The organism is Streptomyces sp. NPDC085927 (genome assembly GCF_044540975.1).
Taxonomy (GTDB): domain Bacteria; phylum Actinomycetota; class Actinomycetes; order Streptomycetales; family Streptomycetaceae; genus Streptomyces; species Streptomyces hirsutus.
Window position 1 is genome coordinate 366,828 of the sequence record NZ_JBITSN010000005.1, and the last position, 16,049, is coordinate 382,876.

Annotated in this window: 16 protein-coding genes and 1 pseudogene; 6 read left to right on the forward strand and 11 right to left on the reverse strand. The window is 71.9% G+C overall.

The window, feature by feature from the left end; translation table 11 throughout:
• Window positions 1-31: 31 nt before the first annotated feature.
• On the forward strand, window positions 32-439 hold the full coding sequence (locus ACIF80_RS16230) for a RidA family protein (RefSeq protein WP_399804768.1): 408 nt from the start codon (window positions 32-34) through the stop codon (window positions 437-439).
• Between the two features lie 112 nt (window positions 440-551).
• On the opposite strand, the gene ACIF80_RS16235 is transcribed toward ACIF80_RS16230, so the two are convergent.
• The 9 genes from ACIF80_RS16235 to ACIF80_RS16275 all read right to left on the reverse strand — a co-directional run bounded on the left by ACIF80_RS16235 (window position 552) and on the right by ACIF80_RS16275 (window position 9,009).
• A complete protein-coding gene (locus ACIF80_RS16235) occupies window positions 552-1,352 on the reverse strand; it encodes an enoyl-CoA hydratase/isomerase family protein (RefSeq protein WP_399804771.1) in 801 nt (266 codons plus the stop codon).
• Entirely contained in the window at window positions 1,349-2,635 is a 1,287-nt protein-coding gene (locus tag ACIF80_RS16240) for a cytochrome P450 (protein WP_399804774.1), read from the reverse strand. The genes ACIF80_RS16235 and ACIF80_RS16240 overlap by 4 nt, the downstream gene beginning before the upstream one ends.
• Before the next feature lie 103 nt (window positions 2,636-2,738).
• The gene (locus ACIF80_RS16245) at window positions 2,739-4,040 is read right to left on the reverse strand and encodes a cytochrome P450 (RefSeq protein WP_399805291.1); all 1,302 of its coding nucleotides are present in this window, start codon (window positions 4,038-4,040) and stop codon (window positions 2,739-2,741) included.
• Between the two features lie 103 nt (window positions 4,041-4,143).
• The gene (locus tag ACIF80_RS16250; protein ID WP_399804776.1) at window positions 4,144-4,746 is read right to left on the reverse strand and encodes a GTP-binding protein; all 603 of its coding nucleotides are present in this window, start codon (window positions 4,744-4,746) and stop codon (window positions 4,144-4,146) included.
• The gene (locus ACIF80_RS16255) at window positions 4,721-5,095 is read right to left on the reverse strand and encodes a DUF742 domain-containing protein (protein WP_399804778.1); all 375 of its coding nucleotides are present in this window, start codon (window positions 5,093-5,095) and stop codon (window positions 4,721-4,723) included. Before ACIF80_RS16255 ends, ACIF80_RS16250 begins: the two co-directional genes overlap by 26 nt.
• Entirely contained in the window at window positions 5,092-5,493 is a 402-nt protein-coding gene (locus tag ACIF80_RS16260; protein WP_399804780.1) for a roadblock/LC7 domain-containing protein, read from the reverse strand. The genes ACIF80_RS16255 and ACIF80_RS16260 overlap by 4 nt, the downstream gene beginning before the upstream one ends.
• The gene (locus ACIF80_RS16265; RefSeq protein ID WP_399804783.1) at window positions 5,490-6,695 is read right to left on the reverse strand and encodes an ATP-binding protein; all 1,206 of its coding nucleotides are present in this window, start codon (window positions 6,693-6,695) and stop codon (window positions 5,490-5,492) included. Before ACIF80_RS16265 ends, ACIF80_RS16260 begins: the two co-directional genes overlap by 4 nt.
• A 423-nt stretch (window positions 6,696-7,118) precedes the next feature.
• Window positions 7,119-8,213, reverse strand: coding sequence for a winged helix DNA-binding domain-containing protein (locus ACIF80_RS16270; RefSeq protein ID WP_399804785.1), 1,095 nt, complete (start codon window positions 8,211-8,213; stop codon window positions 7,119-7,121).
• 169 nt (window positions 8,214-8,382) lie between these two features.
• The gene (locus ACIF80_RS16275) at window positions 8,383-9,009 is read right to left on the reverse strand and encodes a DinB family protein (protein WP_399804788.1); all 627 of its coding nucleotides are present in this window, start codon (window positions 9,007-9,009) and stop codon (window positions 8,383-8,385) included.
• A 104-nt stretch (window positions 9,010-9,113) separates the two neighbouring features.
• Between ACIF80_RS16275 and ACIF80_RS16280 the strand changes: the two genes are divergently transcribed.
• Both ACIF80_RS16280 and ACIF80_RS16285 read left to right on the forward strand, forming a co-directional pair.
• Window positions 9,114-10,196, forward strand: coding sequence for a helix-turn-helix transcriptional regulator (locus ACIF80_RS16280; protein WP_399804790.1), 1,083 nt, complete (start codon window positions 9,114-9,116; stop codon window positions 10,194-10,196).
• 67 nt (window positions 10,197-10,263) lie between these two features.
• Window positions 10,264-10,943 (forward strand): annotated as a pseudogene (locus ACIF80_RS16285) (class I SAM-dependent methyltransferase).
• 81 nt (window positions 10,944-11,024) lie between these two features.
• Here the strand turns inward: ACIF80_RS16285 and ACIF80_RS16290 are convergent.
• Window positions 11,025-11,678, reverse strand: a complete 654-nt coding sequence (locus tag ACIF80_RS16290; RefSeq protein ID WP_399804791.1) for a TetR/AcrR family transcriptional regulator — start codon at window positions 11,676-11,678, stop codon at window positions 11,025-11,027.
• A 242-nt stretch (window positions 11,679-11,920) separates the two neighbouring features.
• Here ACIF80_RS16290 and ACIF80_RS16295 point away from each other — a divergent pair, with 242 nt between their 5' ends.
• Window positions 11,921-12,919 (forward strand): HpcH/HpaI aldolase/citrate lyase family protein, encoded by a 999-nt coding sequence (locus ACIF80_RS16295; RefSeq protein ID WP_399804793.1) that lies wholly within the window; start codon window positions 11,921-11,923, stop codon window positions 12,917-12,919.
• Entirely contained in the window at window positions 12,916-13,986 is a 1,071-nt protein-coding gene (locus ACIF80_RS16300) for a MaoC family dehydratase (RefSeq protein ID WP_399804796.1), read from the forward strand. Before ACIF80_RS16295 ends, ACIF80_RS16300 begins: the two co-directional genes overlap by 4 nt.
• 66 nt (window positions 13,987-14,052) lie before the next feature.
• Here ACIF80_RS16300 and ACIF80_RS16305 read toward each other — a convergent pair whose 3' ends face one another.
• Window positions 14,053-14,682, reverse strand: a complete 630-nt coding sequence (locus ACIF80_RS16305; protein WP_399804798.1) for a TetR/AcrR family transcriptional regulator — start codon at window positions 14,680-14,682, stop codon at window positions 14,053-14,055.
• Window positions 14,683-14,805: 123 nt separating this feature from the next.
• Here ACIF80_RS16305 and ACIF80_RS16310 point away from each other — a divergent pair, with 123 nt between their 5' ends.
• Window positions 14,806-15,933: a CaiB/BaiF CoA transferase family protein gene (locus tag ACIF80_RS16310; protein ID WP_399805293.1), complete on the forward strand. Its 1,128-nt coding sequence runs from the start codon at window positions 14,806-14,808 to the stop codon at window positions 15,931-15,933.
• Window positions 15,934-16,049: the final 116 nt, after the last annotated feature.

The window sequence follows — 16,049 nt, forward strand, 5'->3', positions numbered from 1 at the left end:
CGCGGGCTCACAGCACAAGGAGGCAGACAGCATGGCCATCACCCTGGTCAACCCCGAGGGACTTCCCAAGATCGACGTCTACCGGCAGGTGGCGATCGCGTCCGGTTCCAGGATGGTCTTCATCGCAGGGCAGGTCGCATGGGACGCCGACGGCGTCACGGTCGGCGCGGGCGACCTCGCCGCCCAGGTCGAGCAGTGCTACCTCAACGTCGCCACCGCCCTGGCCGCGGCGGGCGCCACCTTCGCCGACGCCGCGAAACTGACGGCCTACGTCGTCGACTGGACCCCCGACAAGATGGCGCAGTTCATGGAGGGCGCCACCCGCGCCGCCCGGAAGCTGGGGACCGTCCCGGCGGCTCCGGCCACGCTGGTGGGCGTACAGGCACTGGACATCCCCGACCACCTGGTCGAGATCGAGGCCGTCGCGGTCGTCGAGTGAGGCCGGCGCGGACCTCGACCGCGGTCCGCCCAGGACGACGGGAACAGTAACGGCCCCCGGAAGTCGGCGTGTTCCAGGGGCCGGTGGGCTGGTGACGCTGCGAAGAGCGTGATCAGCGGGTCGTGCGCATATGGTGCACTTCGCTGGCGACCGCCGCCATCAGCTCGGCATCCAGGACCGACGCGTCGGCGAGACGGGTCGAGGCGGTCAGGGAGTTCAGCAGCGTCTTGGTGACCCGCACGGCAGGCAACGAGCGCCGCAGCAGTGGTCTGGCCCACTCGTCGACCGCGGCGTCGAGCGCGTCCTCGGGCACGACCCGCTGCAGGATCGACAGGCCGAGGGCCTCCTGGGCGGCGAGGGGGCGTCCTGTGAGGATGAGTTCGCGCACGGACGCGGCGCCGGCCTCACTGACCAGCCGTGGCAGCAGGCCGCCCCACGCCGTGGGCAGACCGAGGGCGAGTTCGGGCAGCCGGAAGGTCGCGGTGTCGGCACCCACCCGCAGGTCGCAGGCGAGGGCGAGGGCGAAGCCGGCCCCGATGGCCCTGCCCTGGACGCGTGCGATGGTGACGGCGGGGTGGGACGTCAGCGCGTCGCACACCCGCCGGCCCTTGACGCCGGAGACGCGGATGCCGTTGCCGGTGGGGTCCTGGGCGAGGTGTCCGGCGAACTCTTCGCGGTCCCCGCCGAGGCAGAAGTCCTGCCCGGCGGCGGTCAGCACCAGGACGCGTACCGAGGGGTCCTGGTCGTCGAGCACGGAGAGCAGGTCGTCCAGCATGGCTTCGCTGACGACGTTGCCCTGCTCGGGAACGTTCAACTCGACGGTGAGGACAGGACCCTGCCTGCGGGTGTGCAGGGTCTTCAGTATCCGGACGTCGGGATCGTGGGGGTCGTCGGACAGGAGCGGGGTGTTCATACGGTCACTTTCAGGGAGGTGATGCGGCGGAAGACGACACGGGAGGTGTCGTACGAAGGGGGAGCGGAGGGCCGCAAGGTGGGGAATCGTTCCAGCAGCTGGGTGAGGAGCTCACGTGCCTCGAGCCGGGCGAGGCCCGCTCCCAGGCAGTAGTGCGCGCCGCCGCCGAAGGTGAGGTGCCCCCCGTTGCGCCGGAGGTCGAAGACACCGGGGTCCGGGTTGCGGCGGGGGTCGTGGGCGGCGGAACCGTACAGGACGTGGACGGTGGTGTCCTTCGCGACGGGCACCCCCGCGAGGACGGTGTCGTCGGCGGCGATCCGGGAGTTGACGAACACGGGAGGGTCGTAGCGCAGCGTCTCCTCGATCGCGTCGTCGATGTGCTCCGGATGCTGCCGCAGCCAGGCTGCGCGCGACGGATCCTGGGTCAGCAGCCAGACGGCGTTGGTCATCAGCACCGCGCTGGTCTCCAGGGAGGCGATGGTGATGAACATCGTCAGGTCGTAGATGATCCGGTCCGCGGCGGCCCGGTCGTCCGGGTACCGGGCGTCCCAGTAGTGGATCCAGCCGGTGAGGGCGTCGTGGCCGGGGTTCGCGCGGCGGTGCCGGATCAGTTCGGTGAAGTAGGCCCGCATCTCCAGGGTGGCCTGGGCCGATATCGCCAGTTCGCTCTTGGTGGGGAGCAACTCCTGCGCGTACACCTGACGGTGGGTGAAACTCAGGATGCGCGCATGGTCCTCCGGGTCGAGGCCGAGCCACCGGCCGACGGTGCGGATGGGCAGTTGCTCACCGACGAGAGTCCCGAAGTCGGCCTCACCGTCGGCCTCCAGCCGGTCCGCGAGTCCGTCGAGGAGGCCCGAGGCCAGGGCGGCGACCGCGGGACGCAGTTCCTCGAGCGCGGAGCGGTCGAAGGGATTGCCCAGGGCCCGCCGCTGGCAGGTGTGGGCGGGGGCGTTGAGCCGGGGCAGGGTCCTGGTCATTTCGCGGGTGGCCGGGGCCTCCCAGCGCTTCTGGTCGGGCTGGCGCTCCTGCCAGGCGAAGTCGGGGACGAGCCAGTTCCTGCCGCGCAGGACCTGGCTGCACGCCTCGAATCCGGTGACGAAGTAGCCGCCCCAGGGGGCACGCACCACGTCCCCCATGGAGCGCATTTCCTCCCAGATGGGGAGGGGGTTGGTCTGGCCCTCGTCGGAACGCAGTCGACGGAGGAGGGAGATGACGGCTCGGCGGTCGGTGGACGTGGTGCCGGGAATGGTGCTGATGCCACCTATGTCGCCAACGGCGGTCACGCGGGGCTCCTTTGGCTGGATGCTGCCGGGTTCCGCCGGAACCTACCCTTCCACCCTCCTCCGTCATGCGCCTCAGGGTGTTGCTCCTGTCACATGCAGTGCATCAGACACGGAAGACATCGAGGAAACTGCTCCAGAATCCCCGCTTCCGTCCCGGTTCCTGCCGCATCGGGACGGACGGTGCCACGGCCATGGGCTGCTCCGCACCGGGCGCCGAGGCACGGTTCTGCAGAGCCGCCGCCATGCGCGTGGCCGGTGACGGGCTGAAGGTCGCGGGCAGCGTCACCAGCGCCCGGTGGAACGGCCCCGGCCGCCACTGCAGTTCCTCCCGGGGCACGGCCAGCGCCAGGTCGGGCAGCGCGTTGAGCAGCCGCTCGATCGCGGTGGTCGCGATCACGGTCGCCGGGTCCTTGGCGGGGCAGGCGTGCGGTCCCGCCCCCCACGCCAGATGCGCGCCCTTGCTGTGGGCGCGGCGGGCCTCGGCGAGCGCGGGGTCGCCGTTGGCGCCCGCGAAGGAGATGACGACCGGGGTGTTCGCCTCCACGACATGGCCGCCCAGGTCGACGTCCTGGACCGGGTAGTGGGTCGCGTAGTTGGCGATCGGGGTCTCGTTCCACAGCACGTGGTCGAGGGCCTCCTCGATCATCATGCCGCTCTGCCGGCCGCCCGCGCCGGACAGCATCAGCAGCAGGGCGTTGCCGATGAGGTTGCGCTCGGGCTCCACCCCGGCGCCCATCAGCATCACCAGCTGGTCCTTGAGCTCCTCGTCGGTCAGCCCGGCCGGGTGCTGGATCAGCCACGAGGTGACGTCGTCGCCCGGCTGGCGCCGCTTGAGGGCGATCAGCTCCATGAGGCAGGCGGTGAGGTCCTCGTTGGCCCGCAGGGCGTCCTTGCCGTCGAAGATCGCGGACATCGAGGTGGTGAGGGTGTCACCGATGTCCGCGGGGCAGCCGAACAGCTTGTTGAACAGCAGCAGCGGCAGCAGCTTGGCGTAGTCGTTGAGCAGGTCGGCCCGGCCCCGCTCGCTGAACTGGTCGAGCAGGTAGTCGGCGATCGGCTCCACGTCACGGCGGACCCGGGTGATGTTGAGCCTGGCCAGGCTGTCGGTGACCGCCTTGCGCAGCCGCAGGTGCACCGCGCCGTCGGTGAACAGGCAGTTCGGCCGGTACGCCATCATCGGCAGCACCGGGTTGTCCATCCCGATGCGCCCCTCGTTCAGGGCCTTCCAGCGGCGGGCGTCGCGGGCGAAGAGCTCGGTGTTCTGCAGGACGCGCAGCGCCATCTCGTGCCCCACGACCAGCGTGGCGTCCGCACCCGGGGCGAGCTCGACCGGGCCGGCCGGAGCGTGGGCCCGCAACTGGTCGTAGAGCGCCTGCGGATCGGCGGCGAACGAGGCGTCGTGCATGGGGCATCTGCTGCCCGCGGGCGCAGATGTCTGCTGAAGATCCATGAAGTCTTCCTTGATGAACCGGGAGCGTCAGCTCTCGGACGGGGTGGGCGCGAAGCGGTCAGGCCGCGCGCTCGAGCAGATGCCGGACCAGCGCGATCAGTGCCTTGGCGGAGGACCGCTGGTCGCGGGCGTCGCAGTAGACGACGGGGGTGTCCGGGAGCAGGTCGAGCGCCTCACGCACCTCCGCCTCGCTGTAGGTGGCGGACGCGTCGAAGGTGTTGACGGCGATGGCGTACTCCAGGCCGTACCCCTCGACGAGGTCGATGACGGGGAACGTCTCCTCCAGCCGCGCGGGATCGACCAGCAGCAGTGCTCCCAGCGCACCGCGGGCCATGTCCTCCCACAGCTGCATGAAGCGCTGCTGCCCCGGGGTGCCGAAGAGGTACAGCACCAGGTCTTCGCTCAGCGTGAGACGGCCGAAGTCCAGGGCGACCGTGGTGGTGGTCTTGCCCGTCACGCCCCGCAGGTCGTCGACGTGTACGGAGGCCTGGGTCATCTTCTCCTCGGTACGCAGCGGAGTGATCTCCGACAGCGACCCGATGAGTGTCGTCTTGCCCACGGCGAAATGCCCGACGACGAGGATCTTGGCGGCGTTGGTCACCGCACTGGAGACGTAGATGGAGCCCTGGGCCGTCTCAGCTGATGAGGGATTGGAGTCCATGCAGAACCTTCTCGAGGGTCGCTCTGTCAACGTTCTGGGCCCGGGGCGGCTCGGCGCGGTGGAGCAGGTGCCCCTGTTCGGACAGGTCGGTCAGCAACAGACGGGCCACCCCGACCGGCAGCCCGAGGTGGCCGGCCACCTCGGCCACCGACAGGTAGCCCCCCGCGCACAGGTCCCAGATCGCCGTCACTTCGGGCCCGGCCCCGAGCGGAGGAGTCCGCTCGGGAGCCAGCGTGACGAGGGTGTGCAATGCAAGATCGTCCGAGGACGGCAGGCTCCGTCCGCCGGTGATGACGTAGGAGCGGACGAAGTCGCTGGAGACGGATTCATCCTCGCCGGGAGCCGTCATGAGGCGCCACCACCGGTCGAGCGCGGTGCGACGCTCATCGCCTTGCTGAGCGCCACCACCGTCTTCTGCATACGGAACGACACGGCTTCCATGTCGACGTCGGGAGCCGCCGAGACGGCCAGGTAGGCGCCCTGACCGGCGGCGCTCAGGAAGATCCAGCCCCCGTCGTACTCCAGCAGCGTCTGCTTCCAGAGGCCGTTGCCCGAACCGACGAAACCGGAGACCGCGCGGCTGAGGGACTGCATGGAACTCATGGCCGCGGCGTTCGTCTCCGCGTCGTCACGCGAGATGTCGTCCGAACGCTGCAGCAGCAGGCCGTCACCCGAGACGAGGACGGCGTGACGGGCACCGCGCACCTCGAGCACGTCGTTCAGCACCCACGACAGGTCGGTGTTCACCGCTGATCAGGTCCTTCCATGGTGTTCGTGATCCGGCCGAGCTGGGTTCCGCGGGCGAACGCGCCGAGGCGCGACGCGGTCACCTCGCTGGCCTGCTCGGGCGTGGGCTCGTCGGCAGTGGCCGTGGCGTCCGGCGAGGGCACCACCGAGATGGGGCCCTGCCGCCGGCGCCGCTTGGGAAGCCCGCCGTTGGTCCTGCCCACCACATGGGAGGGACCCACCGGAACGGGGGCGAGCCGCTGCGGGGCGGCCTCCTCCCCGGAGGTTTCCTGGACGGGCTCGGCAGGCGCGGGCGCCTCGGCGGCAAGGAGACTTTCCGGTACACGGATCACTGCACGCACTCCGCCGTAGGGGGACACCGAGCCTACGGAGACGGCGAAGCCGTACCGCGCCGCGAGCATGCCGCACACCGCGAACCCGAACCGGGGCGGATCGCCCAGACTCGTGATGTCGACCGCGCCCTCGGGGGACAACAGCGCCGCCGCCCGGTCCTTGGTCTCCTGGTCCATGCCCAGCCCGGCATCGTCGACGATGAAGCACACACCCGTCGGAACGGCCTGGATGTTGACCTCGACCGGCGTGCCCGGGGCACTGTAGGTGGTCGCGTTGTCCAGCAGTTCGGCCAGCACGACGGCCACCGGTTCGACGGCCTTGGTGGAGACGGAGACGCTGACCTGGGCGTGGATGCCGACCCGGTTGAAGTCCTTGATCCGTCCCTGGGCGCTGCGCGCCACGTCGTACACGGTCGCCGCGCCGTCACGCCGGCCCAGCCATCCGCCGCACAGGACCGAGATCCCCTTGGCCCGGCGGCTGAACTGGCTGCCGGTGTGGTCCACCGACATCAGGTCGGCGAGGACCTCGGTGTCGTTGCCGTACTTCTTCAGCAGCTCGTCGAGCAGCAGCTGCTGCTCCTCGGCGAGGGACTGCAGCGTTCCCATCGCCGACTTCAGTACGGCCTTGGTCGACGACTCGGCATCCGCGCGGACGTCGGCGAGGTCGCCCTGGTGCCGCGCGTTGAGCGCGGCGATCTGCCCCTGCTGCTGGGCGAGTTGCCCCTGGGTCTGCCCCAGGCTTGCTTCCAGGTCCTTCCTCGTTCTGCGGAGAGCCAGATTGGTTCTCCGCGCCCTCATCACTGCGAACACCGCAGCGACGAGCACTACCAGCAAGATCCACAACAGTGGATCCCGGATCAATGACGTCATGAGACTCTCTTCAAGTCGCACCGCGCCGGGAGTGCGGAAGGTCCACCGGTCCGTACGGGGCGACCCGGCCGTCGAACGGCTCGGGCCCACGGGTGGACCACACCTCACTCCTTGACGATGGGGCCTTAGAGACTGTCCCCCGTACGCGTTCATGACGCGCCGTCAGTCTGCTGAAAGTCCGATGATCTTATCAGCTGCATATGCACAAAACGCATGCCTCATGCATCACTCGACGACTCTCACCAGACCCTCACACGCATGCCTTCCGTATGTCACCGGCACGGAACGCGCGCTGCCGGATCCGGAGGAAACCGGGCCGGAACCAGCAGGGAACCCCGGCAGAACTCCGGGGGGAACCGGGAGGGTGCCGACCCGGCCCGCCCGCAGTTCCACCCCGCCGACGGATCGTCAGGGATGTGGCGATCAGAACGCGTCGAACCGTACGCGGTCACTGTCCCGGTCGGAGAGGAACGACGCAAGGGCGCTCCCCTCCGCGGCGACGGCGGCCCGCTCGGCCCGCGAGAAGCGGCGCAGTGGAGCGACCACCACGGCGCCGTCCTGGAACTCCCAGGTCGCGGCGGCCCGCCCGTCGACCAGCACCACCCGGGCGCCGGTGACCGACAGGCCGCGGTGCGCGTCGTCGATGACGCGCCCGCGGTCGTGGTAACCGAGGACCGCGTTGTCGAACGCGGGCAGGAACCGCACCGGCGCCGGCGTCGCGGCGTCGGGGCGCGGCAGGCCGGGCAGGTCCAGCAGCTCCCGCCCCCGCTCGTCGCGGAACGACACCAGTTCCCCGCGCATCGCGGCGACCGCGGCCGGCAGCCCGGCCAGGCCGGACCATGCGCGCAGATCGGCCGTGGCCGCGGGGCCGTACGCCGTCAGATAGCGCCGTACCAGCGCCCGGCCCACCGGGTCCGAGCCGTCCGCGGGGAGCGGGTCGACGTCACGGCCCAGCCACGAGGTGACCAGGGCATTGCGCACCCCGCCCTTCGTCCGCCACAGCCCGCGCGGCGGCAGCTGCACCACCGGGATCAGGGCGGCGAGCAGCATCTCTCCCAGCGCGCGCGGCCCCGGCTCCGGCCAGCGCCCGGCGAGCTCCCGTGCCAGGGCACCCATCGAACGCGGCTCGCCGTCGGACATCAACTCCGTTCCCGCCGCCTTGAGTGCACCGAGATCGACCCCGGCGAGCTCGCGGCGGTAGACGCCGAGGACCCGCTGGCGCAGCATGGCGTCGTGCCGGGCCCGCCGGGCCAGCAGATCGTCGGCCGTGACGAGATGCACCGTCCGGCGCATCAGATGGGCCCGCACCACCCGCCGCCCCGTCAGCAGCCCCGACAACTCCGGTGCCTCGAACCCCCGCAGCCGCGACCAGAGCCCGACGAACGGCTCCTGCGGTTCCTGCGCCTGCAGACCCCCGAGGTGGGCCACGGCGTCGAGCGCCGGCAGGTCGGCGCGGCCGAGCAGCAACTGCCGGGCGAGCGTCGCACGGTTGAGTGCCCGGACGTCCAGCACGGTCACTGGACGACCCCGCAGCGCGCCGGCACCTGATTCGTCACGATGACACCGTTCCTTTCGACTTCCTTCGATTCCGTACCAGAGACAGGCCGTGCGAGAGACAGGCCGTGCGAGAGGCAGGCCGTGCGAAGGGCGGGGCCGGGCCCGGGGCGGGACAGGCCCCGCCCGCCCGTCAGCTCGACGTCTGTCCGTCCAGCGTCTCGCGCAGGATGTCCGCGTGCCCGGCGTGCTGGGACGTCTCCGCGATGAGGTGCGTCAGCACCCGGCGCACGCTGCGCACCGCTCCCGGCTCGTTCCACGGCGCCTCGGGCAGCGGGTGCGCCGCCGACAGGTCGGGCACGGAGGCGATGATCTCCTCGCTCCGGACGGCGACCCGCTCGTACCGGGCGACGATCCCGGCCAGGGTCTCGCCGGGCAGCATCCGGAAGGCGTTGCGGTGGTCGATCGCCCACTGCGGGATCTCGCGTGCGGTACCGGCCGCGAGGTCGGCCCAGGTGACACCGTCGGGCAGGTCGTGGCGCATCGCCGAGGGTCCCTCGAGAACGAAACGCATCCACTCCTCCTCGATGGAGGCGACGTGCTTGATCAGCCCGCCCAGGCACAGCGCGCCGACCGTGGGCCGCTCCCCCGCCTGCTCGTCGCTCAGCCCTCGCGTCGTGGCGGTCAGGGCGGAGCGGGCGGACGCGAGCGAGGCGAGCAGATCGGCCCGCTCCTCGCCGACGGCGGACCGGGGAGCGCTCGCGGCCGTGGCGGCGATGCCGGTGGCGGTCGTGGGGGTGCTGTCCGTGGTGGTGGTCATGGTGAGGAAGCCTTCCGGGTCGCGCTTGTCGTCCTGCGGTACGGGACCACCGTGACAGCCGTAGAGGTCAGGGTGTGTCCTCTACCGGAGGCATCATGGACGCCATGCCGAAGACATCAGCGCGACTGCTGGCACTGCTCTCCCTGCTCCAGGCGCGCCGGGACTGGCCGGGGGCGCTGCTGGCCGAGCGGCTGAGCGTCAGCCCGCGCACCGTGCGCCGCGACGTCGACCGGCTGCGCGAGCTCGGCTACCCCATCGTGGCCGTCAAGGGTCCCGACGGCGGTTACCGGCTCGGCGCCGGTACGGATCTCCCGCCGCTGCTGTTCGACGACGAACAGGCCGTCGCCCTCGCGGTCGCGCTCCGGATCGCCACCACCACCGGCGCCGGCATCGAGGAGGCCGCGGTACGCGCGCTGAACACCGTCCGCCAGGTGATGCCGGCCCGGCTGCGCCACCGCGTCGACACCCTTCAGGTCACCGCGGTCGAACGGCCGGGAGTCCGCCCGGACCTCCAGGCCGACAGCAGCGTGCTCATGACGCTCAGTGACGCGGTCCACGCCCGCCAGGTACTGCGCTTCTACTACACCCCCGCTTTTCCGCCCGAAACGGTCGCCCAGGACCCCCCGGGACCCCCGCCCCGCCGGGTGGAGCCGCACCATCTCGTCACCCGGGGCGGACGCTGGTACCTCGTCGCCTGGGACCTGGACCGCGAGGACTGGCGCACCTTCCGGGCGGACCGGATCACCCCACGGACCCCCGCGGGTCCCCGCTTCACTCCGCGAGAACTGCCCGGAGGAGAGGTGTCCCGCTTCGTCGCCGCCAGGTTCCGGGGCTCCGACGGGTCGGGGGAGTGGCCCTGCCGCGGCCAGGTGATCCTCGATCTGCCCGCCGCCGAGGTGTCCCGCTACGCCCGCGACGGAGTCGTCGAGGAACTCGGTCCCGACCGTTGCCGGCTCACCCTGGGCGCGTGGTCCTGGGCGGGCCTCGCCGCCACCGTCGGCCTCTTCGACGCCGGCATCGAGGTCGTCGGCCCGCCTGAACTCAAGGCCGCCTTCGCCCGCCTGGGCCGCCGGTACACCACCGCCGCGGCTGCCCCACCCACCGCCGCTGCCGCCCCCGCACCGCACGGCGGACCCACCGCGCCCCGAAATCCGTTGGACAACACACCGGCAGCCGGGGAGCTTTGACAGCACGCAGCAGCAGGACATCTGGGATGCCGACGCCGCACAGCGCTACGACACACCCGGGACCGGCATGTTCGCGCCCGAGACCCTGGGACCGACCGTGGACCGGCTCACCCGGCTCGCCGAGGGCGGAGCGGCACTCGAGTTCGCCGTCGGGACCGGCAGGGTGGCGGTACCCCTCGCCGAGCGAGGTGTTCCCGTCACCGGCATCGAGCTGTCGCGCCCGATGCTGGAGCAGCTGCGCACCAAGGCGGACGAGGCGACGATCCCGGTGGTCCTCGGTGACATGGCGACCACCCTCGCGTCGGGGGAGTACCGCCTCGTCCACCTCGTCCACAACACGATCGCCGACCTGCTCACCCAGGCCGAGCAGGTCGAGTGCTTCCGCAACGCGGCCCGCCACCTCGTTCCCGGCGGCCGGTTCGTGATCGAGTTCTGGGTGCCGGAGCTGCGCAGGCTCCCACCGGGCCAGGCGGCCACGGTCATGCGGTCCGAACCCGGCTACATCTCCTGGACACGTACGACGTGCTGCACCAGCACGTGGTGTCGCACCACTTCGGGTTCGACGGAACCCGGACGGCGCGGCTGGACCGCACCCCGCACCGCTACATCTGGCCGGCCGAACTCGACCTCATGGCCCAGCTGGCCGGCTTCGGCCTGGAGACCAGGCGCGCGGACTGGACCGGCGCCCCCTTCACGGCCGAGTCGCGCTCCCACGTCTCGGTCTACCGCATGCCGCCCGCCCCGTGACCTCGTGGTGCCATGGGCATCGACCTGCGCCCGGACGGGCCCGGAGCGGCCACGGCCTGACGGCACGGCACGGTGCCCCGGTCAGTCCGTCCGCGGGTCCGTGACGTGGGACCTGCTGCTCAGTCCGTGCAGGACCATCGACCGGGCGGTGCGCACCGTGATGTCGAACGAGTCACGTTCGGGATTCCACCACTCCGCCGTCCAGTTGAGCGCTCCCATGACCAGCCGCTGCGCGGTGCGGAGGTCGAGGTCCGACCTGATCTCGCCGTCGGCGTCCGCGTCCTGGATGAGCCCTCGCCACAGCGTTCCGTACTTGGCGTCCTCGGCACTGTGGCGCGTGCGGATCTCCTCCGGGATCTGGCCGGAGTTGCGGATGACGGCGGTGGCGAAGTCCGAGAGCTGGAGGGCGACGTGCAGGTGCGCCTCGACCGCGGCGCCGATCCGGTCCATCGGCGGCGTCCCGGCCGGCAGCGCGTCGAGGACCTCGGCGACATGCTGGTGCAGACGCTGGACGCCCACCCACATGACCTCTTCGATCAGCTCTTCGCGGGACGGCCAGTAGTAGTAGATCGCGGGGGCCTGGAGCTGCGCCTGCTCGGCGATGTTGCCCAGGCGGGTGCCCGCGTATCCCTTGCGGCTGAGCACGTGCGCCGCGGCGTCCAGGATCCGCTCGCGGGTGCGCCGCGACTTCGGATCGGCGCCTCTCGCGGCCGACTTGGTGGTTTTCCGGGGCATCGGCCGATCATACGGCGCCGTTCGGCGGCCTGTGCCCGCCGGCAGCCGCCGCGGCCCGGAAGGGGTGGAGCTGCGCGTGGTCGAATTCACCGGTCTGGTCCTCCTTGTGGGGGGCGGGCGTACGGCCTGTGAGCTGGTGCACCTCGGTGGAGCTGCCGCCTTGCCCAGTTTTTAACATAGTATAAATTAAATCCGGCGTTGCGCGGGAAGCGTGGCGTGATCACGGCTGAGGAGGGTCCGACGTGACGGTGTCCCGACTGGTTCCCGGCAGGGCCGAGCACAGCGGCCCGGCCCGGCGCAGGTCGTGCCTCTCGGTGCCCGGGGGCGACGAACGCAAGCTGGCCAAGGCCTGGCAGGCGGAGGCCGACGAGATCGTCCTCGACCTCGAGGACGCGGTGCCCGAAGCGGGCAAGGACGCGGCCCGCGCGGCCGTCGGCGCCGCCCTCGGCCACCCGGACCGTCCCCGCGGCGCGCCACGGGTGGCCGTGCGGGTGAACGCGCCGCGCACCCCCTGGTGCCACCTGGACATCCAGACCTGCGCCGCGGCCGGCGAGCTGCCCCTCTCCCTCGTGGTGCCCAAGGTGGAGAGCCCGGGCGACCTGGAATTCGTCGACCGGCTGCTCGACGGTGCCGAGGCCGCGGCCGGCCGCCGCGCGCCGATCACGGTGCAGGCGCTGATCGAGACCGCCGCAGGACTCGCCAACCTCCGTGAGATCACCGCCGCGTCCCCCCGTCTGACCGCGCTGATCCTCGGCTACGCCGACCTGGGAGCCTCGCTCGGCCGTGGCGCGCAGGCGCCGCCGGACAGCTGGCTGTGGACGCAGGAAACCCTGCTCGTCGCCGCCCGGACGGCGGGACTGGCGGCCGTCGACGGCCCGTTCCTCGGCGTCGCCGACGACGAGGAGTTCGGGGACCGTGTACGCCGGGCACGGGATCTGGGATTCGACGGGAAGTGGGTGATCCACCCCCGCCAGCTCAAAACGGTCAACGCCGTGTTCACCCCGTCCGGCCCGGAGATCGACCATGCCCGAGCCGTGCTCGACGCCCTGGACGAAGCGGCGGGACGGGGCGCGGGCGCGACGACCCTGAACGGACAGATGCTCGACGAGGCCGTGGCCGTCGCGGCCCGCCGCGTCCTCGCCCGAGCGCCCGGAGCGACAGGAGCACCCGAAGTGACCACAGTGTCCGAGACGACCGCAGTGCCCTCGGTGTCGGGTGCGGAAGGCGGGCCCGGCCGATGACGCGTACGGAACCGGCAGCCGAAACCACCGCTCCCGACACGGTCGCGGAGGGTCCGTACTTCGAGGAGCTCCAGGTCGGGCAGGTCTTCGACACCGCCCCCGGGCTCACCCTGTCGACCGGCCACGCCGCCGCGCACCAGACGATCGTCGGTGACCGCCTCCGCCTGCCCCTGGACGCCGCGCTGAGCGAGGAGGTCACCGGCGCCGCGCCCCTCGCGCACCCCGCGCTGGTCTGGGACGTGGCGATCGGACAGTCGACGCTCGCCACGCACCACGTGAAGGCCAACCTGTTCTACCGGGGTCTGGTGTTCCACCGGGCGCCCCTGATCGGCGACACCCTGCGCACGTCCACCGAGGTCGTCGCGCTCCGGCAGAACCGGCCGCGCCCCGGCCGCCGTGCCACCGGACTGGCCGCGCTGCGGATCACCACGGCGGACCAGGAGGGCAGGCCGGTGCTGGACTTCTGGCGGTGCGCCATGCTCCCGCTGCGCGATCCGGACCGGGTGACGGGTCAGGACGCGGAACTGGACACCGTGGGCGAGCCCCCCTCGGCCTCCGCTCTCACCGGCCTGGCCGCAGGCTGGCGGCTCGACCGCTTCCGGACCCGCAATCCCGGAGTGCACTTCGAGGACCTGAAGGAGGGATCGAGTCTGCGGGTCGGCGGCGGCGACGTGATCTCCAGCGCCCCCGAACTGGCCAGGCTCACCCTCAACGTGGCGCAGGTGCACCACGACGAGCGGGCCGCCGGCGGGGCGGGACGTCTGGTGTACGGCGGACACACCATCGGCATCGCGCTGTCGCAGGCCGCACGGGCGCTGCCCAACCTGGTCACCGTCGCCGGCTGGCACGGCTGCGACCACATCGGCCCGGTCCGCGAGGGCGACACCCTGCGCAGCGACATCACGGTGGAACGGCTGGAGCCGCTGCCGGACGGCGGCGGCCTCGTCCACCTGCGGTCCCTCGTCCGCAGGGACACGACGGGAAGCGACCGGGACGGCCACGACGGTCGCGAGGGCCGTGACGGCCAGGACGTGCTGGACTGGCGGTACGTGGCCGTCATGGCCTGAAGCCGGAGCACGCATCCGCACGGTGCGGTCATGGACCTGCTCCTCGGCCGCACCGCCGCACCGGCGTCAGGGCCTCGCCTCGGGCCGGAGGCCTTCGAAGGCCATGCGCAGCACCGCGTCGGCCAGCTCGCCCCGGCGGGCCTGCGTGAGATCCTCGTCGTCCGTCGACTGGTACCACTCGGCGATCGAGTTGACCATGCCGGACAGCAGCCGGCTGACGAGACGCGGATCCGGACCGGGCGCGAGATCCCCCTCGGCCGTGGCCTCCGCGACCAGATCCGCGACGATGCGGTCGAACGCGCGCCGCTGACGGAGCGCCCACCGCCCGGTCTCCGTGCTGCCCTGCACTCTCAGCAGCAGTGAGACGTACGGCAGCGCGTCGATCAGCAACCCGACCTGACCGGTCACCAGATGCCGGAGCCGGCCGGCCGCCCGCTCCGGCCGGGCCAGGCTCTCCTCGGCGACGGCGAAGAGGGGGACCACGGCGCGGTCCAGGGCCAGCCGCAGCAACTGCTCCTTGCCCGCGGTGTGATGGTAGATGGCGGACTTCGCGAGCCCGGTCGCCCGGGAGAGGTCCTCCATGCTCGTGCCGTCGTAGCCGCGCTCGTTGAACACCCGCGCCGAGACGGAGACCAGAAGGTCGAGATCGTACCGGGGGCGCCGGGCGGGCGGAGCCGTCGGGTCCGTGTGGGGCATGGGATCTCCTCGGAGGTGGACGACGGTTGCTTTCCCTGTCTTGAATCTATTATAAATTAAACAGTCGGCTTCCGAGTTCCGGCGTGGTCTGAAGGATGTGGGTGACCGGTGACTACTGGACCTTTGACAGGACTCCGCGTGGTGGAGCTGGCCGGCATCGGGCCGTGCCCGTTCGCCGCGATGACCCTGGCCGACCTCGGTGCCGAGGTGATCCGTGTCGACCGGCCCGGCGGCGGCGAGTTCTTCCCCGGCCATGAGCGTACGGACGTCCTCAACCGGGGCAAGAAGTCCGTCGTCCTCGACCTGAAGCGGCCGGAGGCCGTGGAGGCCGCGCTCGCCCTGGTCGCCGGCGCCGACGTCCTCATGGAGGGATACCGGCCGGGCGTCGCCGAGCGCCTGGGCCTGGGGCCGGACACGTGCCTGGAACGGAACCCGCGCCTGGTCTACGGGCGCATGACCGGCTGGGGCCAGACGGGACCGCTGGCGCAGACCGCCGGCCACGACATCGGCTACGTCGCCGTGACCGGCGCACTGCACGCCATGGGGGAGGCCGGCGGGGCACCCCAGATCCCGCTGAACCTCGTCGGCGACTTCGCGGGGGGCGGCGCGTACCTGGTGATCGGGGTGCTCGCGGCCCTGCGCGAGGCCGAGCGCGACGGACGCGGCCAGGTCGTGGACGCGGCGATCGTCGACGGCGTCGCCCACCTGCTCTCCGGAACGCACACGATGATGGCGACCGGAACCTGGCAGGACGAGCGCGGCGTCAACCTGCTCGACGGAGGCGCGCCGTTCTACGCGGTGTACGAGACCGCGGACGGCCGTCACCTGGCCGTGGGGGCGCTGGAGGGCAGGTTCTACCGCGAACTGCTGCGCCTGCTGGACCTGGACGAGGACCCGGCCCGCCAGCACGACCGCAGCGGCTGGCCCGCCCTGCGCGGCCGCCTGGCGGAGCGTTTCCGCAGCCGTACACAGGCGGAGTGGACCGAGATCTTCGCGGACTCGGACGCCTGTGTCGCCCCGGTGGTGGGTCTGGAGGAGGCGGCCGCCCATCCGCACCTGCGGGCACGGGGCACGCTGGTGGAGCGTGAGGGCGTGCTGCAGGCGGCCCCGGCACCCAGGTTCTCCCGGAGCGCGGCGACCCTCGGCGGGCCGCCGCCGGCCCCGGGCCGGGACACGCGTGAGGTCCTCACCTCCTGGGGTGTCGCGGACGCCGCGGCCCTGATCGACTCCGGAGCCGCGGTCCAGTCCTGACGCCGGCGCAGAGCCCCCGCGGCGGGGGGGCCCCCCCCCCGGGGGCCCCCCCCGGGGCGGGGGCGCCGCCCCCCCGGGGCGCGGGGCCCCGCCCCCCCCCCCCCCCCCCCCGCGGG

Coding starts and splice junctions, on each gene's coding strand:
- ACIF80_RS16230 (WP_399804768.1), top strand. CDS start 32: ATGGCCATCACCCTGGTCAACCCCGAGGGACTTCCCAAGATCGACGTC.
- ACIF80_RS16235 (WP_399804771.1), bottom strand. CDS start 1,352: ATGAACACCCCGCTCCTGTCCGACGACCCCCACGATCCCGACGTCCGG.
- ACIF80_RS16245 (WP_399805291.1), bottom strand. CDS start 4,040: ATGCACGACGCCTCGTTCGCCGCCGATCCGCAGGCGCTCTACGACCAG.
- ACIF80_RS16250 (WP_399804776.1), bottom strand. CDS start 4,746: ATGGACTCCAATCCCTCATCAGCTGAGACGGCCCAGGGCTCCATCTAC.
- ACIF80_RS16255 (WP_399804778.1), bottom strand. CDS start 5,095: ATGACGGCTCCCGGCGAGGATGAATCCGTCTCCAGCGACTTCGTCCGC.
- ACIF80_RS16265 (WP_399804783.1), bottom strand. CDS start 6,695: ATGACGTCATTGATCCGGGATCCACTGTTGTGGATCTTGCTGGTAGTG.
- ACIF80_RS16275 (WP_399804788.1), bottom strand. CDS start 9,009: ATGACCACCACCACGGACAGCACCCCCACGACCGCCACCGGCATCGCC.
- ACIF80_RS16280 (WP_399804790.1), top strand. CDS start 9,114: ATGCCGAAGACATCAGCGCGACTGCTGGCACTGCTCTCCCTGCTCCAG.
- ACIF80_RS16290 (WP_399804791.1), bottom strand. CDS start 11,678: ATGCCCCGGAAAACCACCAAGTCGGCCGCGAGAGGCGCCGATCCGAAG.
- ACIF80_RS16300 (WP_399804796.1), top strand. CDS start 12,916: ATGACGCGTACGGAACCGGCAGCCGAAACCACCGCTCCCGACACGGTC.
- ACIF80_RS16305 (WP_399804798.1), bottom strand. CDS start 14,682: ATGCCCCACACGGACCCGACGGCTCCGCCCGCCCGGCGCCCCCGGTAC.